This window comes from Echinicola rosea (assembly GCF_005281475.1).
Taxonomy (GTDB): domain Bacteria; phylum Bacteroidota; class Bacteroidia; order Cytophagales; family Cyclobacteriaceae; genus Echinicola; species Echinicola rosea.
On the sequence record NZ_CP040106.1, the window covers coordinates 1,281,185 to 1,301,976 of the forward strand.

Annotated in this window: 13 protein-coding genes; 5 read left to right on the forward strand and 8 right to left on the reverse strand. The window is 46.7% G+C overall.

Annotated features, from left to right (window positions below; translation table 11 throughout):
• Window positions 1-91 precede the first annotated feature (91 nt).
• From FDP09_RS05405 to FDP09_RS05420, 4 genes are all read left to right on the forward strand, one after another.
• On the forward strand, window positions 92-682 hold the full coding sequence (locus FDP09_RS05405) for a LemA family protein (RefSeq protein ID WP_137401678.1): 591 nt from the start codon (window positions 92-94) through the stop codon (window positions 680-682).
• 55 nt (window positions 683-737) lie between these two features.
• Window positions 738-1,172 (forward strand): TPM domain-containing protein, encoded by a 435-nt coding sequence (locus FDP09_RS05410; protein WP_137401679.1) that lies wholly within the window; start codon window positions 738-740, stop codon window positions 1,170-1,172.
• The gene (locus tag FDP09_RS05415) at window positions 1,153-1,980 is read left to right on the forward strand and encodes a TPM domain-containing protein (RefSeq protein WP_137401680.1); all 828 of its coding nucleotides are present in this window, start codon (window positions 1,153-1,155) and stop codon (window positions 1,978-1,980) included. The genes FDP09_RS05410 and FDP09_RS05415 overlap by 20 nt, the downstream gene beginning before the upstream one ends.
• Window positions 1,981-2,329: 349 nt before the next feature.
• A complete protein-coding gene (locus tag FDP09_RS05420; protein WP_137401681.1) occupies window positions 2,330-3,490 on the forward strand; it encodes an iron-containing alcohol dehydrogenase in 1,161 nt (386 codons plus the stop codon).
• Window positions 3,491-3,570: 80 nt separating this feature from the next.
• Here the strand turns inward: FDP09_RS05420 and FDP09_RS05425 are convergent, their stop codons facing one another.
• From FDP09_RS05425 to FDP09_RS05445, 5 genes are all read right to left on the reverse strand, one after another.
• Window positions 3,571-5,232, reverse strand: coding sequence for a M1 family metallopeptidase (locus FDP09_RS05425; RefSeq protein WP_137401682.1), 1,662 nt, complete (start codon window positions 5,230-5,232; stop codon window positions 3,571-3,573).
• Between the two features lie 1,498 nt (window positions 5,233-6,730).
• The gene (gene katG / locus FDP09_RS05430; RefSeq protein ID WP_137401683.1) at window positions 6,731-8,965 is read right to left on the reverse strand and encodes a catalase/peroxidase HPI; all 2,235 of its coding nucleotides are present in this window, start codon (window positions 8,963-8,965) and stop codon (window positions 6,731-6,733) included.
• 1,601 nt (window positions 8,966-10,566) lie between these two features.
• Window positions 10,567-11,970, reverse strand: coding sequence for a cellulase family glycosylhydrolase (locus FDP09_RS05435; RefSeq protein ID WP_187328802.1), 1,404 nt, complete (start codon window positions 11,968-11,970; stop codon window positions 10,567-10,569).
• A 175-nt stretch (window positions 11,971-12,145) separates the two neighbouring features.
• Window positions 12,146-14,239 carry an ATP-dependent DNA helicase RecG gene (gene recG, locus FDP09_RS05440; RefSeq protein WP_137401685.1) on the reverse strand — a complete coding sequence of 698 codons (2,094 nt, stop codon included), beginning with the start codon at window positions 14,237-14,239 and terminating at the stop codon, window positions 12,146-12,148.
• A gap of 78 nt (window positions 14,240-14,317) precedes the next feature.
• On the reverse strand, window positions 14,318-15,505 hold the full coding sequence (locus FDP09_RS05445) for an RsmB/NOP family class I SAM-dependent RNA methyltransferase (protein ID WP_137401686.1): 1,188 nt from the start codon (window positions 15,503-15,505) through the stop codon (window positions 14,318-14,320).
• A 630-nt stretch (window positions 15,506-16,135) separates the two neighbouring features.
• On the opposite strand from FDP09_RS05445, the gene FDP09_RS05450 reads away from it, so the two are divergent.
• Window positions 16,136-18,190: an alpha-L-fucosidase gene (locus FDP09_RS05450; RefSeq protein ID WP_137401687.1), complete on the forward strand. Its 2,055-nt coding sequence runs from the start codon at window positions 16,136-16,138 to the stop codon at window positions 18,188-18,190.
• Between the two features lie 148 nt (window positions 18,191-18,338).
• On the opposite strand, the gene FDP09_RS05455 is transcribed toward FDP09_RS05450, so the two are convergent.
• The 3 genes from FDP09_RS05455 to FDP09_RS05465 form a co-directional block, all read right to left on the reverse strand.
• Window positions 18,339-19,109, reverse strand: a complete 771-nt coding sequence (locus FDP09_RS05455; protein ID WP_137401688.1) for a LytR/AlgR family response regulator transcription factor — start codon at window positions 19,107-19,109, stop codon at window positions 18,339-18,341.
• Window positions 19,110-19,136: 27 nt separating this feature from the next.
• Window positions 19,137-19,994 (reverse strand): carboxylating nicotinate-nucleotide diphosphorylase, encoded by an 858-nt coding sequence (gene nadC / locus FDP09_RS05460; RefSeq protein WP_137401689.1) that lies wholly within the window; start codon window positions 19,992-19,994, stop codon window positions 19,137-19,139.
• A gap of 89 nt (window positions 19,995-20,083) precedes the next feature.
• Window positions 20,084-20,488 carry a DUF4783 domain-containing protein gene (locus FDP09_RS05465; RefSeq protein WP_229683359.1) on the reverse strand — a complete coding sequence of 135 codons (405 nt, stop codon included), beginning with the start codon at window positions 20,486-20,488 and terminating at the stop codon, window positions 20,084-20,086.
• Between the last annotated feature and the right edge of the window lie 304 nt (window positions 20,489-20,792).

Genomic DNA, 20,792 nt, shown 5'->3' on the forward strand with positions numbered 1-20,792 from the left:
TCTGATGGAACCTAAAGAAGGGGGTTATCATTAGGCCTGATGCATTCCATTTAAATTCAAACAGTGACGATCAACATTCAATAATAAACACATGAAAAAAGCAATTATTCCAATTTTGATTTTGGTGGTGGTAGGTGTTTTTGTCTATACCAAAGCGGTAGGTACCTATAACCAATTTGTTCAGACCGAAGAAGACATCAATGGTAAATGGGCAGAAGTGGAAACCCAATACCAGCGGAGGGCTGATCTTATCCCGAATTTGGTCAATACAGTGAAGGGCTATGCGGATTTCGAAAAGGAAACCCTCGAAGGCGTGATCAATGCCCGCGCCAAGGCAACCTCCATCAACCTTAACGCAGATGAACTTACACCCGAGAAAGTGGCCCAGTTCCAACAGGCCCAAGACCAACTTAGCGGGAGTCTTAGCAGGTTGCTGGTAGCTGTGGAAAGGTATCCTGATCTGAAGGCCAATCAAAACTTCTTGGACTTGCAAGCCCAGCTGGAAGGGACCGAGAACCGTATTGCGGTAGCGAGAAGGAACTTTAACCAGTCTGTGCAAGCGTATAATTCTAACCTGAGGACATTCCCGAATAATATCTTTGCGGGTTGGTATGGCTTTGAGAAAAAAGGCTACTTCGAAGCTGCCGAGGGAGCTGAAAATGCCCCAACCGTAGAATTTTAAATGGACTTATTTTGCCCGGGAAAAACCGGGCATTCTTATTAAAAAATATTAGGCCATGGCCGAAAAACTATTTTCCAAGGAAGAAAAGCAACAGATTGTTGCTGCTATCAAAGCAGCTGAACTACAGACATCCGGAGAGATCCAAGTGCATCTGGAAAGTCACTGTAAAGGGGACGTACTGGACAGGGCTGCAGATGTCTTTGCGATGCTAAAAATGCACAAGACCAAACTCCGAAACGGAGTGCTCTTTTATTTGGCTGTGGAAGATCACAAATTTGCCGTCTTAGGTGATGGCGGGATCAATGCTGTCGTGCCCAAGGGATTTTGGGACGGCATAAAGGAAGAGATGGTGAAGCACTTTAAGGAGGGTAAGTTTGCCCAAGGGCTGGTCACCGGCATCCAGATGTCAGGGAAGGCCCTGAAGGAGCATTTTCCCTATGATGCTGACACCGACGAAAACGAACTCTCAGATGAAATTTCCTTTGGATAATATGTTGATTAAAAGATACGCACTCTTCCTATTTTTATTTTTGTTGACCGCACAGGTGATCATCGCCCAGGACGATTTTCCTGAGCGTCCCAATCCGCCCAAGTTGGTCAATGATTTTAGCCAGACCCTTTCTTCTTCTGAGCAAGCTGCTCTAGAGCAAAAGCTGGTGGCATTTAATGACAGCACCTCGTCCCAGATTACAGTGGTCCTGATGGGCTCTGTTGGTCAATATGATATCAGCGATTATGCTTTTCAGCTGGGTGAAAAGTGGGGAATTGGTCAAGATGGCAAGGACAATGGACTGTTGATCTTGGCAGCCATGAAAGACCGGAAGGTGTTTATTGCTACTGGCTATGGGCTCGAAGGAGCCGTTCCGGATGCGCTGGCTAGGAGAATTGTGGACAATGTAATCGTACCGGCTTTTAAGCGGGAAGCGTATTACGAAGGCTTGGATCAGGCCACTACCATGATCATCAAATTGGCCAGTGGGGAATTTGATGCTGAAGACATCGAAAAGAAAGGCAATAGCGGTGGTGCGATATTTTTTATTTTGATCTTCATCGTCATCTTTATCATCATACCTTTCATCAAAAATCGAAATGACAATGACAACCACATGGGTGGCCGAGGCGGTGGAGTAGATCTTTTTACCTCTTTGATGCTGATGAACCTGCTGGGCGGAGGCAATCGCGGTGGCGGTGGCTTCGGTAACTTCTCTGGTGGAGGAGGAAGCTTCGGTGGAGGAGGCGGCTTTGGCGGCTTCGGCGGTGGTAGCTTTGGTGGCGGCGGTGCCGGTGGAAGTTGGTAATAAGTGATGAGGACAGGTTAACATGTTTCAAAGTTTAAATATGGTGGTTGTTGAAGTGCTAACCTGATCAAATAACATGTCAGGAGAATAGTTCTTTTGGTTACTTATTCTTCTGCTACAAAGTCTCCACCTCACAAAATAGATTTTGGTGGGGATGGTGCGTTCTCTGGCACCATTATTTAGAAACCACTTAGCGACATGGTGCCTTTACGGCGTTAAAAAGAAACAAAACAAATCGGCTAGATCCATGTTTCATAAAATAGCCCTTTCGCATTATCAGGAACTGATCAAAGTGACGTGCTGTTAGAGTGGGCAAGATTTTAGAAGTAGTAACCCAAACCAATCGTATATGCTGAATTTTGAATTCAAGAATCCAACGAAGATCATTTTTGGCCAAGGCCAAATGGAGAAAATAGCTGCAGAGATTCCTTCAGGAGCAAAAGTGCTCATGACTTATGGTGGAGGGAGTATCAAAAATAACGGTATTTATGAAGCCGTAACTACGGCATTGAAAGATTTTGAGGTCGTGGAGTTTGGCGGCATACCTGCTAATCCCGAATACCATCAGTTGCTGGATGCGCTGAAGGTCATCAAAGAAGAGGAGGTCTCCTTTATGTTGGCCGTAGGAGGAGGGTCTGTCATAGATGCCACAAAGTTTTTGTCTTCAGCCGCGCTGTACGATGGTGAAGAGCCTTGGGATATTTTGGCCAAAAAGATCCGTACGGAAAAAGGCTTGCCCTTCGGTACGGTATTGACCATTCCGGCCACCGGCTCGGAGTCCAATTCCGGAGCGGTGATCTCCAATCATCAAACAGGAGAAAAGTTTTCCATGGGCGGACCGGGCTTGTTCCCGCAGTTTTCGCTTCTGGATCCCACCGTGATCCGCTCGCTTCCAGAGAGACAGCTGGCCAATGGCATCATGGATGCCTTTTCCCATGCCTTGGAGCAGTACATGACCTATCCCGTAAAAGCTGGCTTGCAGGACCGTTTTGCTGAAAGCATCATGCAGACCTTGATAGAAGTGGGACCGCAAGTGATGAAGGATCCTACCGACTACGATGCAGCGGGGGACTTTATGTGGTGCTGCACCATGGCCCTCAATGGTCTTATCCAAAAAGGCGTGCCTACTGACTGGGCCATCCATGCCATGGGCCATGAGCTGACGGCACTCTACGGAATCGACCATGCGCGTACCCTGGCGATAGTTGCTGGCAGCCACTATCGCTACAATTTGGAGAGGAAAAAGGCCAAACTGGCCCAATATGCTGAACGAGTATGGGGAATTATGGAAGGCACAGCAGAGGAAAAAGCACTGGCCGCGATTAAGAAAACAGAAGCCTTTATCCAATCCTTGGGAATTGACACCCATCTATCCGCCTACACCGATAGCTACAAAGATACGGCAAAGGAAATTGCGGATAGATTTACCAGCAGAGGCTGGACAGCCTTAGGTGAGCACAAAGATCTAAGCCCAGCAGACGTGGAAAAAATCGTGGAAATGGCGTATTGATTTTTAATCAAGTTTATAAAATTTAGGGTTTAAGCCGCAGTTTCACGAAGGTATTGATTCGTGAAACCGCGGCTTATTTTTTATTCTCCCATGACATTCATTTTGGCCACATAAAAGTTACGGTCCACCATGAGTGTTGGTGATGCTGGCGCCAGTTTTTTGGTTTGCCATTGGGTGGTTGGTTTGAGCCAAACCGGTTCTCCTTCGATCCAAACCTTCAGGGGCATCTTAAAGCTCTCAATGGTATTTTCCCACCTGTAGGACAGTGTGCCCTCTTTGATGGTATAGCTGAAGATCGGTATTCGGACATCCCGCAGGTATTGATCAAACACTGGCTCCAGGTCGATTCCTGCATGGTCGCTGATGAAGTTTTCGACCTGCTTGGTCGTGACGGTCTGGTGATAAAATTCCCGGTTGAGTCCGCGTAGGATTTTACGCCATTTTTCATCATCATTGATCAGCTGGCGAATGGTGTGGAGCAAATTGGCTCCTTTGTAGTACATGTCTCCGGACCCCTCGTGGTTTACGCCATAAGTGCCGATGACTGGGCGGTTGTTTTCGATGGCCATGCGCGTGCCCAATACATAATCACTGGCCGCTTCTTTGCCATAGAAATAATCTAAAAACAGATTTTCGGAATAGGCCGTAAATCCCTCATGGATCCACATGTCAGCCACATCTTTGTTGGTGATGTTATTGGCAAACCATTCATGGCCGGATTCATGGATGATGATAAAGTCAAACTTCAGTCCCCAGCCTGTGCCGCTGAGGTCCCTTCCCAAGTAGCCATTGCCGAATCCATTGCCATAAGTGACGGAGCTCTGGTGCTCCATGCCTAGGTAAGGGACTTCTACCAACTTGTAGCCATCCTCATAAAATGGATACGGCCCAAACCAATGCTCAAATGCTTCCATCATCCTTCTGGCATCCTTAAATTGTTCTTTGGCTTTATCTAAATTCTCGCGGAGCACATAGTAATCCATATCCAGCTCACCTTTTTCACCTTTGTATGTTTCGGAGAAATGCACATAGTCTCCTATGTTGATGTTGATGCCGTAGTTGTTGATGGGGTTTTTTACTTCCCAGGTGTACGTTTTGGTGTTTTCCTTGGGGTTGTGTTTGGTGTCCATCAGGCGGCCGTTGGAGACGTCCATAAGGTTTTCGGGTACTTCCACTTTCAGGGTTACGCCATTGTCAGGTTCATCGCTGGGATGGTCCTTGTTTGGCCACCAGACACTGGAACCGATACCTTGGTTGGCATTGGCGATAAATGGAAGGCCGTTGCTGTCTTTTTGCCAAGTGAGGCCTCCGTCCCATGGAGGGCGCTGTGCCACTACTGGCTTGCCGGAAAAGTGAAAGGTGATTTCGTAGCTTTTCCCTTGCTCTTGCATGGCTTTCAGGGTGATAAAATGGGCATTCCCCTCGTGCTCGACGGAAAGTTCTTCGCCATTTTGAACGACTTTGGTAAGTTCCATGGGCGTTTGGAGGTCGATCTGCATCCGCTTTGCTTGCCCCGTGACTTTATAGGTCATGGTGTTGGTGCCGGAGAGGAACTGCCTTTCGGGCATTACCTTTACCTCCAAGGTGTAATGTTCTACATCCCACCACGCCCTTTCCGGGCCAATGGTGCCGCGTAAGGTGTCTTGGCGCGTAAATCCCTCCCCATGGGGGAAGAGCTGGGCCTTAGCACTAAAACTCAAACAACATGTGGCCACTATCAAAAGTGTTTTCATCCAATTCATATCAAGAAAGGTTGGGTTTCTATTCTATTTTGATACCCTAATGTAAGTGTTATTCATAAAAAGTGGGAATGGAATGGGATAAATGGATGTCGCAAAACCGCAAAAAGATGAATCAAGTCATATTTCTGTGGGGATTGCTTCACTCAAAAGAGGCATTTTAAATGCCTTTCCCAGCAGTACACATTTTACGGACCTAGAGGAGATGCCCACCGTAGGAGGTTAGGCATCTCTCCAACCCGTCAGGAGCCTCTATTTTTTTTAATGTAAAAAATAAGCCACTAAGACACCAAGCCGCAAAGTATTTTGGAATGTAATAAACCAGGAACACGCCAAGCCCATGTTCATCCTCTTGGTGACTTCGAGCCTTTGTGGCAAAAAAAATAAGCCACTAAGACACCAAGCCGCAAAGTATTTTGGAATGTAATGAACCAAGAACACGCCAAGCCCATGTTCATCCTCTTGGTGACTTCGAGCCTTCGTGGCAGAAAAAAATAAGCCGCTAAGACACCAAGCCGCAAAGTATTTTGGAATGTAATGAACCAAGAACACGCCAAGCCTATGTTCATCCTCTTGGTGACTTCGAGCCTTCGTGGCAGAAAAAAGAAGCCACTAAGACACCAAGTCGGTAAGTATTTTGGAATATAAAGAACCCATAACACCAAGTCTATATTCATTCCCTCTTAGCGACTTCGAGCCTTCGTGGCAAAAAAAATAAGCCACTAAGACACCAAGCCGCAAAGTATTTTGGAATGTAATAAACCAGGAACACGCCAAGCCCATGTTCATCCTCTTGGTGACTTCGAGTCTTCGTGGCAGAAAAAATAAGCCACTAAGACACCAAGTCGCAAAGTATTCGGGAATGTAATGAACCAAAAACATGCCAAGCCCATGTTCATCCTCTTAGTGACTTCGAGCCTTTGTGGCAAAAAAAATAAGCCACTAAGACACCAAGCCGCAAAGTATTTTGGAATGTAATGAACCAAGAACACGCCAAGCCTATGTTCATCCTCTTGGTGACTTCGAGCCTTCGTGGCAGAAAAAAATAAGCCGCTAAGACACCAAGCCGCAAAGTATTTTGGAATGTAATGAACCAAGAACATGCCAAGCCCATGTTCATCCTCTTAGCGACTTCGAGTCTTCGTGGCAGAAAAAATAAGCCACTAAGACACCAAGCCGCAAAGTATTTGGGAATGTAATGAACCAAGAACATGCCAAGCCCATGTTCATCCTCTTAGCGACTTCGAGTCTTCGTGGCAGAAAAAAATAAGCCACTAAGGCATCAATCCGCAAAGTATTTTGGAATGTAATGAACCAGGAACACGCCAAGCCCATGTTCATCCTCTTGGTGACTTCGAGCCTTCGTGGCAAAAAAAAGAAGCCACAAAAGCACCCAGTACGAGGTAAGAGGGATAATAAAAAAAAGGAGAAATCCTCCACAGCCATTTAAAAAACTAAGCAGCAGGGATTTCTCCTTTCATCAGAATAAGAAGGTATTACCTCACTTCAGGTCATATCGGTCGAGGTTCATCACCTTGTTCCAAGTGGCAACAAAGTCCTTGACAAACTTGTCCAGCGAATCTGCGCTGCCATAGACTTCCGCCTGTGCCCTCAGTTCGGCGTTGGAGCCGAAGATGAGGTCTGCACGGGTAGCGGTCCACTTTTTGGTACCGGATTTTCGGTCTTTACCTTCAAAGATCTCTTGGTTCTCAGAGGTGGGATTCCAAGCTGTTCTCATGTCCAATAAGTTGACAAAGAAATCATTGGTCAGCGTTCCGGGCTTGTCAGTGAAGACACCGTGTTTTGACCCGTCCCAATTGGTGTCCAGAACGCGCATGCCCCCTATCAGTACTGTTAATTCAGGTGGCGTAAGATCGAGCAAGTTGGCTTTATCCACCAACAGGTCCTCGGTAGATACATTGAATTTTGTCCGTCTGTAATTCCGGAATCCATCCGCATAAGGTTCCAGGTAGCTAAACGCTTCTTCATCAGTCTGCTCAGGTGAAGCATCCATTCTGCCCGGAGAAAATGGCACCGTAACAGTATGTCCAGCATCCTTGGCGGCTTTTTCTACACCGGCACATCCTGCCAGGACAATCATATCAGCCAAAGAGATTTTCTTGTTGCCAGATTGGGCACCATTAAATTCCTTTTGTAATCCTGCCAAAGTATCCAGTACTTTGGTGAGTTGCTTGGGATTATTGACTTCCCAGTCTTTTTGTGGAGCAAGACGGATTCTAGAACCATTGGCACCGCCACGTTTGTCAGAAATCCTAAATGTCGAGGCCGATGCCCAAGCGGTGGATACCAGCTGCGATACCGATAGTCCTGATGCCAGGATCTTGTCTTTTAGGCCAGCAATGTCTTTTTCATCGACAAGTTCATGATCCACCGCAGGAATGGGATCTTGCCAAAGCAGTTCTTCCTCAGGTACCTCTGGTCCCAAATAACGATCTTTAGGTCCCATGTCCCGGTGCGTAAGCTTGTACCAAGCCCTTGCAAAGGCATCGGCAAAATCATCGGGGTTTTCATAAAACCTTCTGGATATCTTTTCATATTCGGGATCAAAACGTAAGGCCAGGTCAGTCGTGAGCATCGTAGGCCTATGTTTTTTGGATGTATCAAAGGCATCCGGAATATCTTCTGCTGCATCCCTCGCAATCCATTGTTTTGCACCTGCGGGACTTCGGTGTGGATCCCATTCATATTTAAACAGGTTGTCAAAGAAATGGTTGCTCCATTGGGTAGGGGTTTGGGTCCAAGTGACTTCCGGCCCACCCGTAATGGCGTCTGGGCCGGCACCGGTACCATAGGAGTTTTTCCAGCCAAAGCCCTGCTCTTCAATAGGAGCAGCTTCTGGCTCTGGTCCTACATGCTTACCGGGATCCGCAGCACCGTGGGTTTTCCCAAAGGAATGGCCTCCGGCAATGAGTGCGACGGTCTCCTCGTCATTCATGGCCATGCGCTTGAAGGTTTCCCTGATGTCAACAGCAGCAGAAACAGGATCCCAATTACCCTCGGGGCCCTCTGGATCCACATAGATCAATCCCATGACCACGGCGGCTAAAGGATCCTCAAGGTCGCGCTTTCCTGAATATCGTTTGTCCGCCAGCCATTCATCCTCAGAGCCCCAATATACATCCTCCTCCGGCTCCCAAGTATCCTCCCGTCCTCCTGCAAAGCCGAAGGTCTTAAATCCCATGGACTCCAAAGCCACATTGCCGGCAAGTACCATCAAGTCTGCCCAAGAGATTTTGTTTCCATATTTTTGCTTTAAAGGCCACAGTAGCCTCCGTGCCTTGTCCAAACTGGCATTGTCAGGCCAGCTGTTTAGCGGGGCAAAGCGCTGCTGTCCTCCTCCTGCTCCTCCACGACCATCGCCAATACGGTAGGTGCCTGCACTGTGCCAAGCCATTCGGATAAACAAGCCCCCATAATGGCCAAAATCTGCTGGCCACCAGTCCTGGGAATCGGTCATCAGGGCATGAAGATCCTTTTTCAATCCTTCAAAATCCAAGGTCTTGAATGCTTCTGCATAATTAAAATTTTCTCCAAGGGGATTGGACTTGGGAGAATGCTGGCGAAGGATATTTACCTTTAGCCGGTTTGGCCACCAGTCCAGGTTACTGGTTCCTCCACCGGCACTCTTTTTGGGGGGAGCACCTGAAAAAGGACATTTTCCACCCGCATTACTTTCATTTACATCAAAACTTCGAGATCCATTATTATTTTCCATCTTCGTTATTTATATGGTTTGTAATATTTTTTCTGACTTTATTTATTGAAATAGTGATTCTACAAAAAAAATAGATGACTATTAATTTAAAAATTTATTCGTATTTCAGCAAGCTAACGTGTGGTAGATTCCATAATATTATACGGGCAAATACTTGTTTTCTTGGTACTATCAAGCTACCAATTCTTTCTTCGAATTGCCCTGATATAAATCAGCCATGAGCATGATCTCCATTCTCATGTAAAATGTTTGGGCCAATACTCCCGCTTCATTTTTGGGATCAAGCTGTATTTCTATGTAGCTGGCTTTACTGTCAGTGTGGCATTACAGTTGCCTTTCTCAGCAGGTTGCATTTCTAATGCGGAACTAAAGAACATAGGGCACAGCCGGAGGTTAGTTATCTGTCAAGAACCTCCACTTTTTTTCTGAAAGAAAGAAGCCACTAAGACACCAAGCCGCAAAGTATTTGGGAATATAATGAACCAAGAATACGCCAAGCCCATATCTATCCCCTCTTAGAGACTTCGAGCCTAAGTGGCAGAAAAAAAGGAGCCACTAAGTCACCAAGCCACAAAGTATTTGGGAATATAATGAACCAAGAACACGCCAAGCCCATATTCATCCCCTCTTAGAGACTTCGAGCCTAAGTGGCAGAAAAAAAGGAGCCACTAAGACACCAAGCCGCAAAGTATTTGGGAATTTAATGAACCAATAACACGCCAAGGCCATATCCATCCCCTCTTAGAGACTTCGAGCCTAAGTGGCAGAAAAAAAGGAGCCACTAAGACACCAAGCCGCAAAGTATTTGGGAATTTAATGAACCAATAACACGCCAAGGCCATATCCATCCCCTCTTAGAGACTTCGAGCCTAAGTGGCAGAAAAAAAGGAGCCACTAAGTCACCAAGCCGCAAAGTATTTGGGAAGGTAATGAACCAATAACACGCCAAGCCCATATCCATCCCCTCTTAGAGACTTCGAGCCTTAGTGGCAGAAAAAAAGGAGCCACTAAGACACCAAGCCGCAAAGTATTTGGGAAGGTAATGAACCAATAACACGCCAAGCCCATATCTATCCCCTCTTAGAGACTTCGAGCCTTAGTGGCAGAAAAAAAGAAGCCACTAAGGCACCAGGCCACAAAGTATTTGGGAAGGTAATGAACCAATAAAACGCCAAGCCCATATCCATCCCCTCTTAGAGACTTCGAGCCTAAGTGGCAGAAAAAAAGGAGCCACTAAGACACCAAGCCGCAAAGTATTTGGGAATTTAATGAACCAATAACACGCCAAGCCCATATTCATCCCCTCTTAGAGACTTCGAGCCTAAGTGGCAGAAAAAAAGAAGCCACTAAGTCAGCAGGCCGCAAAGTATTTGGGAATATAATGAACCAATAATACGCCAAGCCCATATCTATCCCCTCTTAGAGACTTCGAGTCTTAGTGGCATAAAAAAGGAGCCACTAAGTCACCAAGCCGCAAAGTATTTGGGAAGGCAATGAACCAATAACACGCCAAGGCCATATCCATCCCTCTTTGCTTTCTTAATCTTGGATAACAAAAAAAGCTGCTTCAGTGAGAGGCAGCCTTATACAATTAGGGGTTATTAATAAATGTTAGGTAATAGATTTTCGATCAGGTTGGGATATGCCTGATGCCCGTTTTTTCTGTTAAAAAGCCCAAAGCCATGATTCCCTGTGTGGCCATTGTCCCAATAGAAAGGGACTAGCGACTGATCCAGCATAGTTTGGGTGATCTTTTCCAAATAGTACGCCCTATAGATCGAGTGATCTTCCAAGTTGGTTTTAGAGATGGCGCCGTATTCACCCACGATGACCGGAATGCCTTTATCCACAAAATGGGTTTTCATTTTTTGAAATTGGCCGACAGCGTGCGCTTCACCTCCCCATCCGGCTGTTTTGGTGGGGTCATCGGCGATGTTTCCCCATTGGCTTACCGGGCTATCAGCATCCAATGCAAACTCGAAGGGGTCGTAGTAGTGGACTTCCATCATTAATCGATCAGCTATCATGTCCTCCGGCATTTCCATAAATTCCACTGCGTGGTCGATATTGGTGTTGAAGCTTTGGACGATCAAGTGGCGATGGGCATTTCGGCCTCCAGTACTTCGAATAGCATCCACAAACGTTTGGTTATAGCCATTTTGTACTTCAGTATATTCCGGCTTTGGAGTACCGTAATCTCCTTCCACCATTACTTCATTCGTGCCGGCGAAGAGCAAATGGTCATCGTAATCCCTGAAATGCAAGGCTATTTGTATCCACATCGCCTCCAATCGGGCATTTACCGCAGCTTCTGCTGCATAAGTGGGCTGCATCCAACCTCCATCCCAATGGATATTGATAATGGCATACATGTCACTGTCCAGCACATAATTGACCACTTCCTCGACACGTTCTTTCCATAATGGGTCAATGGTGAAGTTGCTTTCATCTGTAAATTTGCTCCAGGCCACGGGAATCCTTACCGCTGTAAAACCCGCGGTTTTGACTGCATCGATAAGTTGCTTGGTGACCACAGGGTTTCCCCAGGCCGTCTCGCCACCTATGGCCTCCAGTGAATTTCCAAGATTCCAGCCAACGCCCATTTCGCCTGCCAGCTCCAAGCTGCTGATCTGCCGCATATCCGTTTGATCTGCGGGGATATAATAGGCCGGAAATGATTCCCCGGCCAACTGTTTGGCCTTAATTGTTCGGTGTAAACTACCTGCTCGAAGCGTAATCGCGGCCTCGCGACCTTCGCTGGAAGTATTGGCTAAGACCGTAATGGAAAGGCATTGACTGCCTTGGCCTGATAGGGGGGTAACACTGAGCCAATCATCCGACACCGCAATTGTCCAGGGACCGTTTGAAGTGATGGAAACTTCCCGTTCTCCCCCTTCCTCATCCCAAACGATCTCCATAGAGGAGATGTGCAATTTGGCAGGTTCTTCCTCCGCTGATTTACATGCCCAGCCCATTGTCCACAAGACAATTAGGGATAGCAACATGGAAAATCGGTTAGTTTTGTGCACGGGTTTAACCTATTGGAAACAGTTCAAAGCTATGGAAAAACGCTCCATCTTGGGGTGGTCAAATGTTAAGGGAAGGGGTGATGTTTGTTTAATCAGGCATAAAATGCCAATGAATGTCAAGTATATAACCTTCAGACCTCCCCAATCTCATCTAACTGATCCGGCTCCAGTTGACAGCATGTTTCTTTTGGTTTTGGATTTGGCGGAGGATCATGGCATGCTGTGGAAGAGTGATTTCGGGGTCTTCAGCGATCAGTTGCTGGGCAGCATCACGTGCCATCGTCAGGATTGGGGCATCTTTGCTGAGATCAGCGATGATCAGGTCAGCGACGCCGCTTTGTTGGGTGCCCATCAGGTCACCGGGGCCGCGGAGTTTGAGGTCCACATCGGCGATCTCAAAGCCGTTATTGGTGCGTACCATGGTATCCAATCGTACACGGCTGTCTTTGGAAAGCTCGTATTTGCTCATCAGGATGCAGTAGGATTGCTCTGCACCTCTACCTACTCGTCCACGCAGCTGATGGAGCTGGGAGAGTCCAAATCGCTCGGCATTTTCGATCACCATCACAGAGGCGTTGGGGACATTTACGCCCACTTCGATTACCGTGGTGGCTACCATGATTTTGGTTTCGCCTTTGACAAAGCGCTGCATTTCGAAATCTTTATCGGCAGGTTTCATATTGCCATGGACGATGCTGGTGGGATACTGTGGAAAGGCACGCTGGATGCTTTCATAGCCGTCTATAAGGCTCTTAAGGTCCATTTTTTCGGATTCTTCGATCAGCGGATAGACCACGTAGATCTGCCTGCCCAGTTCGATTTCCTTTTTCATAAAGCCAAAGACTTTCAGCCGGTCCCTGTCATAGCGGTGTACCGTCTGGATGGGTTTTCTCCCGGCAGGGAGCTCGTCAATGACCGAGATGTCCAGGTCACCGTACAGTGTCATGGCCAATGTCCTGGGAATTGGGGTGGCCGTCATGACCAGTACATGGGGATAATAATCTGGGTTTTTTGCCCATAATTTTGCCCGCTGGGCGACGCCAAATCGGTGCTGCTCATCCACGATGGCCAAGCCGAGGTTTTGGAACTGAACCACATCTTCCAACAAAGCATGCGTACCGATGAGGATATGTAGTTGGCCATTGAGCAATTCTCCGTGGATACGGGTTCGGGCCGATTTTTTGGTGGAGCCAGTGAGCAGGTCGATGCGCAGCCCCATCATATCGGCAAACTCCAATAATCCTTCATAATGCTGTGTCGCCAAGATCTCGGTGGGAGCCATCAGGCAAGCTTGCGTGCCGGAACTTATGGCGATCAGGGCACAAATAAAGGCCACAATGGTCTTACCACTGCCCACATCCCCTTGGATGAGTCGGTTCATTTGCTTACCGGACCGCATGTCCGCAAAGGCCTCTTTGATTACGCGCTTTTGGGCATTGGTCAGGTCGAAGGGCAAGTGATCGGTGTAGAATTTGCCGACAAGTTCCGTTTGGCCAAGTAATTGACCCCGGTATTTCTCTGTCCGGGTGAGCTTTAGTTTTAGCAGCCGCAGCTGGACGAAGAAAAATTCTTCAAACTTGAGCCTGAACCTTGCCCGCTTGAGCTTTTCAGGATCATCGGGAAAGTGTATCTGTCGGATCGCATCCTTTTTGGCCATGAGGTTAAACTGCCCAATGACAGCCTCTGGGAGGGTTTCCTGAATGTGGGGATACGCATTCTGAACCAGCAGGTCCATGATGCGGGAAATCCCTTTACTGTCCAGGTATTTTGCCCGCAGTTTTTCAGTGGTGGGATAGACAGGTTGAAAAAAGCTCTTTTCCTCCTGTGCGGCTGTCAGCGGCTCCATCTCCGGATGGGCGATACTGAATTTCCTGCCATAGCGGTTGGGTTTACCAAAAAAAACATACGTGGCACCTGGTACCAATTTTTTGGCTACCCACTGGATGCCCTTAAACCAAGTGAGCTCCATTTCACCCGTTTCATCTTCGATATAGGCCACCAACCGCTTTTTGCGAGCCATTCCGATGGTTTCCAGCCGACGGATTTTGCCGATGACCTGTACATGCTCCAAATGGTCGGCGAGCTGGTTGATCTTGTAAAACTTGGTGCGGTCTTCGTAGCGGAAAGGGTAATGCTGTAGCAGCTCACCAAAAGTGAAAATGTCCAACTCCTTATTAAGCAAAGCTGCTTTTTGGGGGCCGACGCCTTTAAGAAACTCAATTTTTGTATCAAAGAATCCTGGCAATTTCCTATTTTATTGGTGATCAGATGTCCTACTTCATCCTTTAATGATGAACTGCTACATTGGGTTAATTTAACGGATTTATTTACGTTCCAATCGGGCAATGTAAAACCCATCAAACCCACTCTCATGGGCGAGTACCTTCTGATCCTCAAGAAGTTTGAAATGCTGTCCTTTTTCAGACTGCAGGAATTTCTCTACTTGTTGCTGGTTTTCAGTGGGTAAGATACTGCAGGTAGCGTAAACCATGATGCCCCCCGGCTTGACCATGGAGCAGTAATTTTGGAGGATATCCTGCTGAATGGCTTGTACATTGGAGATGGATTCAGGGCTAAGCTTCCATTTGGTGTCCGGGTTTCTTCTGAGCACGCCCAGACCCGAGCAAGGCACATCCAGCAATAGCCGGTCGGCAGATTCCTTAAGGCGCTTGATGGTTTTATTATCTTCGATCGTGCGGGTTTCGATGATGCTAATGCCATTTCTTCTGGCCCGTAACTTGGTATTTTTAAGCTTCCAGCTTTCGATATCCATGGAGAGGACACGGCCTTTGTCCCCCATCAAGGTGGCGAGGTGAAGGGATTTGCCACCGGCTCCTGCACAGGCGTCGATTACACGCATACCTGGCTCCACCCCGAGCGCATTGGCGACCAATTGGGAAGAGGCGTCTTGGATTTCGTACAAGCCCTCCTTGAATGCAGGGTTGCGGAAGATGTTCTGGCGTTTGGCCAATATCAGCGCATCCGGATAGCCTTTTGGCGCGTAGGTCTCCACGCCATCTTCTTGGAGTTGGTTCATTAGGGCTTCACGGGTAGTTTTGAGGGTGTTTACTCGGAGGACTACTTGCGCTTGTTCGTTGAGGGCATTGATCTCATCGTCCCATTTTTCACCGAGGAGTTCAGCTCCCATTTCATCGAGCCAATCTGGAATGGATTGGAGGGCAGCACGCGAAGTAAGGGCTTCGTATTTCCTTTTGACCGCATTGACGCTCACACCTTCAAATTCCTCCCATGGCGGTAAGTGATGCCCTTGCAGCAACCAGTAAGTGCCAAATAGGTGATAAAGGTCCTCCGAAGGGCTTACTTCATTGATCAACCGCCACCATCGAACCATTTCATAAACTGACTCGGCAATAAACCCGCGGTCTCTGGCACCCCATTTTTTGTTGGATTTCAAGGTCTTTTCGATCACCTTGTCCGCATATTGCTGGTCATAAAAGATTTGTTCAATGGCACTGACCACGCCTCTGACCGTATTGGAATAAAGCCTCATGAGTTTTTGATTGTGTTAAACCACAAAGATAGGGAATTTAGAGGACGAAGTAGCAACATAAAAGTAGGTAGATGAAAGTAGCTAGTAGTAAGACGTGAGTCAATCTGTCTTGGGGTTTACTAGTGCTGGGTTGTGCCGGGCTCCGGGTTGTGCAGGGGCTCTTCCCCAGCACTGGCAAGTTTTGAGTCTTTGACTCAATTAAGCAATTCCGGATTTGTAACCCTCACAGTTATTACAATATTTAATAATCAAAACTAATATTAATCTGGACAATACTAATAGGGGAAGTAAAACACGTTTGTCACCCTGAGCGGAGTCGAAGGGTAGTGTAGGATCCGCTCTACCTGTGGAGGAAAGACAGGTCCGCCCGGCCTTACCTCATTTAATTTCATTGTAGGCGAGCTTAGGAGTAGCCTGGTGGCAAGAGTAAAAAACAAATCGAGTTATTCGCTGCCTATGTGGGGAGCTAGGTTGCCTTTACATTAAGCTCCATCGACGTAACCCAATACGGAGAGGTTTTCTGATACCATTTTAGCATGTTTTTGCCTGAAATTTTCATTGTCTGGTAAAATTTGTGATCCATCCTGTACAATTGGTTATATTAAAGATTGAACCTTTATAAAACCCACGATGAAGAAGTATTTAGTATTATTGCTGGTAGCCTTTTCCTGCCAGCAAAAGGAAGTGGCGCCTCCTGCACCTGTGGAGCCCGTGCCATCCGAAAGGCAGCTGGCTTGGCAAGACTTGGAATTTTACGCTTTTGTACATTTCAACATGAACACCTTTTCCAATATGGAATGGGGGATGGGCGATGAAGATCCGGACACTTTTAACCCCACCGCCTTGGACTGTCGCCAATGGGCCAAAGTGGCCAAAGATGCCGGGATGAAAGGCATCATCATCACGGCCAAGCACCATGATGGATTTTGCCTTTGGCCCACCGAAACGACCGAGCACTCCGTAAAAAACTCCTCATGGAAAGACGGAAAGGGCGATGTGATCAAAGAACTATCAGCAGCCTGCAAGGAATATGGGCTTAAATTTGGGGTTTACCTGTCGCCTTGGGACAGAAACAACACCAATTACGGCACACCCGAATATATTGACATCTTCCGTACGCAGCTACGGGAGCTACTGACCAATTATGGGGAAGTATTCGAAGTGTGGTTTGACGGAGCCAATGGTGGAACCGGCTACTACGGCGGTGCCAATGAAGAGCGCCGCGTGGACAAAAAGAATTATTATGATTGGGAAAATACCTATAGCATCATCCGTGAGCTCCAGCCCAATGCGGTGATCTTTTCGGACGGAGGACCTGACATTCGCTGGGTAGGAAACGAAGAGGGACATGCCTATAAAACCACTTGGTCCAACCTCAAGCGGGACGAAGTGTACGGTGGCATGCCGGAATACGCTTCTGAATACGCGGCAGGCCAGGAAGATGGTACACACTGGGTGCCTGCGGAAGTAGATGTGTCCATTCGTCCAGGCTGGTATTATCATCCTTATGAAGACCATAAGGTAAAGTCACTCCCCAAGCTCTTGGACATTTATTATGAAAGTTTAGGTCGAAACGGATCACTTTTGCTCAACTTTCCAGTGGATCGCAGAGGCTTGATCCACGAGAGGGATGCAGAACAAGTCCAGAAATTGGCCAATAAGATCAAAGAGGATTTTGCGCATAATTTGGCCAGAGAGGAAGGTGAAATAGCAGCCTCAGAGACACGAGGAAACGGATACGAAGCAGCTATGGCCTTGGATGGTGATGAAGCCACCTATTGGGCCACTTCAGATGGTACTGTCTCTGGATCGCTGACAGTGACCTTCGGTGAAGCTATCACCTTTAATCGGTTTTTGGCACAGGAGTATATTGCCCTGGGGCAACGTGTGAAGGCCTTCACCGTGGAGGTGGAGACAGCAGCTGGATGGGAAGAAATCGCCAGTGAGACCACGATTGGCTATAAGCGAATATTGAGGTTTCCGGATGTGACGGCTACTGCATTGCGGTTTACGGTGACCGATGCCAAGGCCTGCCCGACGATCAGCGAAATAGGAGTTTTTAATGCGCCAAAGGTAGTTTTGGCTCCTAACATTTCGAGGTCTGTTTCGGGAATGGTAAGCCTGGAAGTGCCGGATCAGGGAGTGGACATTTATTATACCACGGATGGCAGTGCACCAAGTAAAGAAAGCCAGGAATATACCGCGCCTTTTGAGGTGAAGACGCCCAAGACCGTTCAGGCTATCGTCATTGACCAAAACTCCGGCAAAACCAGTGAAGTGAGTCGTGTGGATTTTGATATGGTCAAGGCAAGCTGGAAAGTGCTAAATGGAGGTGATAAGGCGGATCACGTAATGGATGAAAATGTCCATACCAACTACACCAGTAAAAGTGATGAAGTTGTGATAGACTTGGGAGGTGCCATAGAGCTGAAAGGCTTTACTTACATGCCCATGCAAAACAGGTACATGTCCGGTGTGATCCAGCAATATGAGTTTGCTGTAAGTACCAATGGGCGTAATTGGAAAACGGTCAGCAAAGGGGAATTTGGCAATATTGCCGCTAGCCCGATAGAACAAAAGATTACTTTCGAAGCTGAAAATGCAAGATTTATCCGGCTTAAGGCTATCAAAACGTTGGATGGCAAGGATGCTTCCTTTGCAGAGATTGGAGTGATTTCCAAATAACTTCATTTTATAAGCCCATCTTCAGTATAGGAGGTGGGCTTTTCCTTTTTGGGCCAAGGACAGGTTAATTGAGAAAGTTATGGAGGATGTTGTTTTGGTCCGCATAGGCGACCAGGTCAGAAAGGGATACCTTTTGGTTATCTCCTCATTACTGATTTACCCATTTTTTAAACTTACTTACCTTTTCGCGGCTCACGATGATATCATCGTTGTAAGCGACTTTTGGAAGAATTTTAAGCCGGCTATTCACGTATTTTTTTATCGCCCCGATAGCTTTTACATTTAAGATGATGCTACGATTGATCCTGAAAAACTGGTTGGGATCAAGCTGCTCTTCCAGTTCCATCAGTTTATTGCTCATTAGGTATTGTGCTCCGCTGACCATCTCCACTAGATAGGTTTGTCCCCCTTCTGCAAGGAAAAATGCAACATCCTCCTGGTTTTTTTGGAAGAGTTGTTCACCTGATTTTACCAAGAAACGCGTTTTTTGGGGGGAGCCGGTTTCCGTTGGTTTGGCTTTATTTTTTGCATCGTCAACATTCCTCTTGGGATAGAGTAATTTGAATTTATCGAATGTTTTGGTCAAGCGCTCATCCGAGCAATTTTCGTTGATAAAATCAAGGCAATTGAGGGCAAAGGCTTTTTCTGTTACAAATGGTTTGGGAGACGTAAATACCACAGGAATAAACTTGTCCATTTTATCAAAGACAGAAGGATGAAGGTCAGTAAGTTCATAGCTTCCCAAAATCACATCTGCTTTGTTTCCATTCCTGAGGTACTGGATAGCATCGTCCCATGAAGGCAATACCGCGACGGTCTTGGCTTCTTCACATGCTTGGTGGATTTGATGGCTAAGCCGGTAACCTTCATCAGGCTTATGTATGACTAGACACTGAATAAATTGCTTTTCCACTTTCATGGTGTTTTAGTAGTTTCCAGAAAAATATCAATCTGCTTTTAGGCTGATATCCATGCTTTTTACATGGTGGGTCAGGGCACCTACAGAAATATAGTCCACGCCACATTCTGCGACATTCTTGAGCGTTTCTTCCGTGATCCCGCCGGAAGCTTCTGTTAGCATTTGGCCATCGATAAGAGCGACGGCCTCCCGCATCATGTCATAACCCATATTGTCCAGCATGATGACATCTACACCTCCTACTCTCAAAACCTCTTTTACTTCCTCAAGGTTTCTTGTTTCCACTTCGATCTTAAGGTCCAGCAGGTTTTCTTTGAGATAGGCATTGGTCGCTTCGATGGCGGCTTCGATGCCACCAGCAAAATCAATGTGATTGTCCTTGAGCATGACCATATCATAGAGGGCAAAACGGTGGTTTTCTCCGCCTCCAATGGCTACTGCCCATTTTTCTAGCATTCGGAAGTTTGGTGTCGTCTTCCGAGTGTCCAAGAGCTTGGCGCTGGTATGGGAAATGAGCTGGGTCAGTCGGTGTGTTTTGGTGGCGATACCGCTCATCCGCTGCATGCAGTTCAGCACCAGTCGTTCTGTGGTGAGAATAGAAGCCGCCTTGCCCGTTACTTTGAGGCCGATGTCCCCTTTTTTTACCGCTTGCCCATCTTCCAGCAGCAGCTGCACTTCCAATTCCTTATCGTAAGAATGAAAAATCATTTCTGCCAGTTTAAGGCCGGCAATGATTCCGTTTTCCTTGATTAATAGTTGAGCACTGCCTTCCTTGTCTTTGGGAATAGCGGCTAGGGTGGAATGATCCCCCTCCCCAACATCTTCCTTAAAAGCAGACTGGATAAATGCTTCCAGATTTTCCTGTGTTAAGTAGTTTTCTTTCACTCCGTAAAAATAAGAAAAATCGAGAAAGGGAGACCCTTTAAGGGAACAACTTCCCTGCTATTTTGTAGAAATGTGGTGTTGTGGTGAGTTTATTCTTTGGTAATGTCCAGAGAGTAGATCGAGCAGCCTTTGTCATCCTTTTTGCATTTGATCAGGATACGGAATATAGTGCCTGAACTATCATAAGTACCGATAAAATATTCTATTTGATTTCCGGAAGTTCCCCGATGCACTATATCAAAGTCGCTTGGTGAGAACTTTTTGAAGAAATCCCGCATGACCATTTCCGCTTGATTCTTGGAGTAATCTCCCTCGTTTCCATTGATACTTAATTCCACATTTCTATCAAAAAAAGCCGCCAAGTCTTTACTCGAGCCTGCTTTTATGGACATGGCAATCTCTTCGGGATCGTCCTGCTGTGCCCATACGGATGAACCCATAAAGATCATCCCAACTACAAGTAGAAAGAAGGTTTTTGATATTAGTTGTTTCATTACTTGAGTGAAAGGCTCAAATTCTAAGCCAAAGTGTGTGATTGTAGGTGAACATGTTTATAAGTAAACAAAAAAAGGTAATTTTTGCTTAAAATAGAAAGAATAAGCCATTAATTGAGGTACTCAAAACCCGTTTGCGTCACGGGATTTTTCCTTCACGGGCATATGCTGTTACTTTATTTTGGATCGTAAATACTTGTAATTCAATAGGATTTAGTCATCCAGAAACCATTGTAATGGTCAAAAGCCTTGGGTACTTTTATACAAATAGATTTGCCGTAATAAAATTCTTACCAGCTTAGCC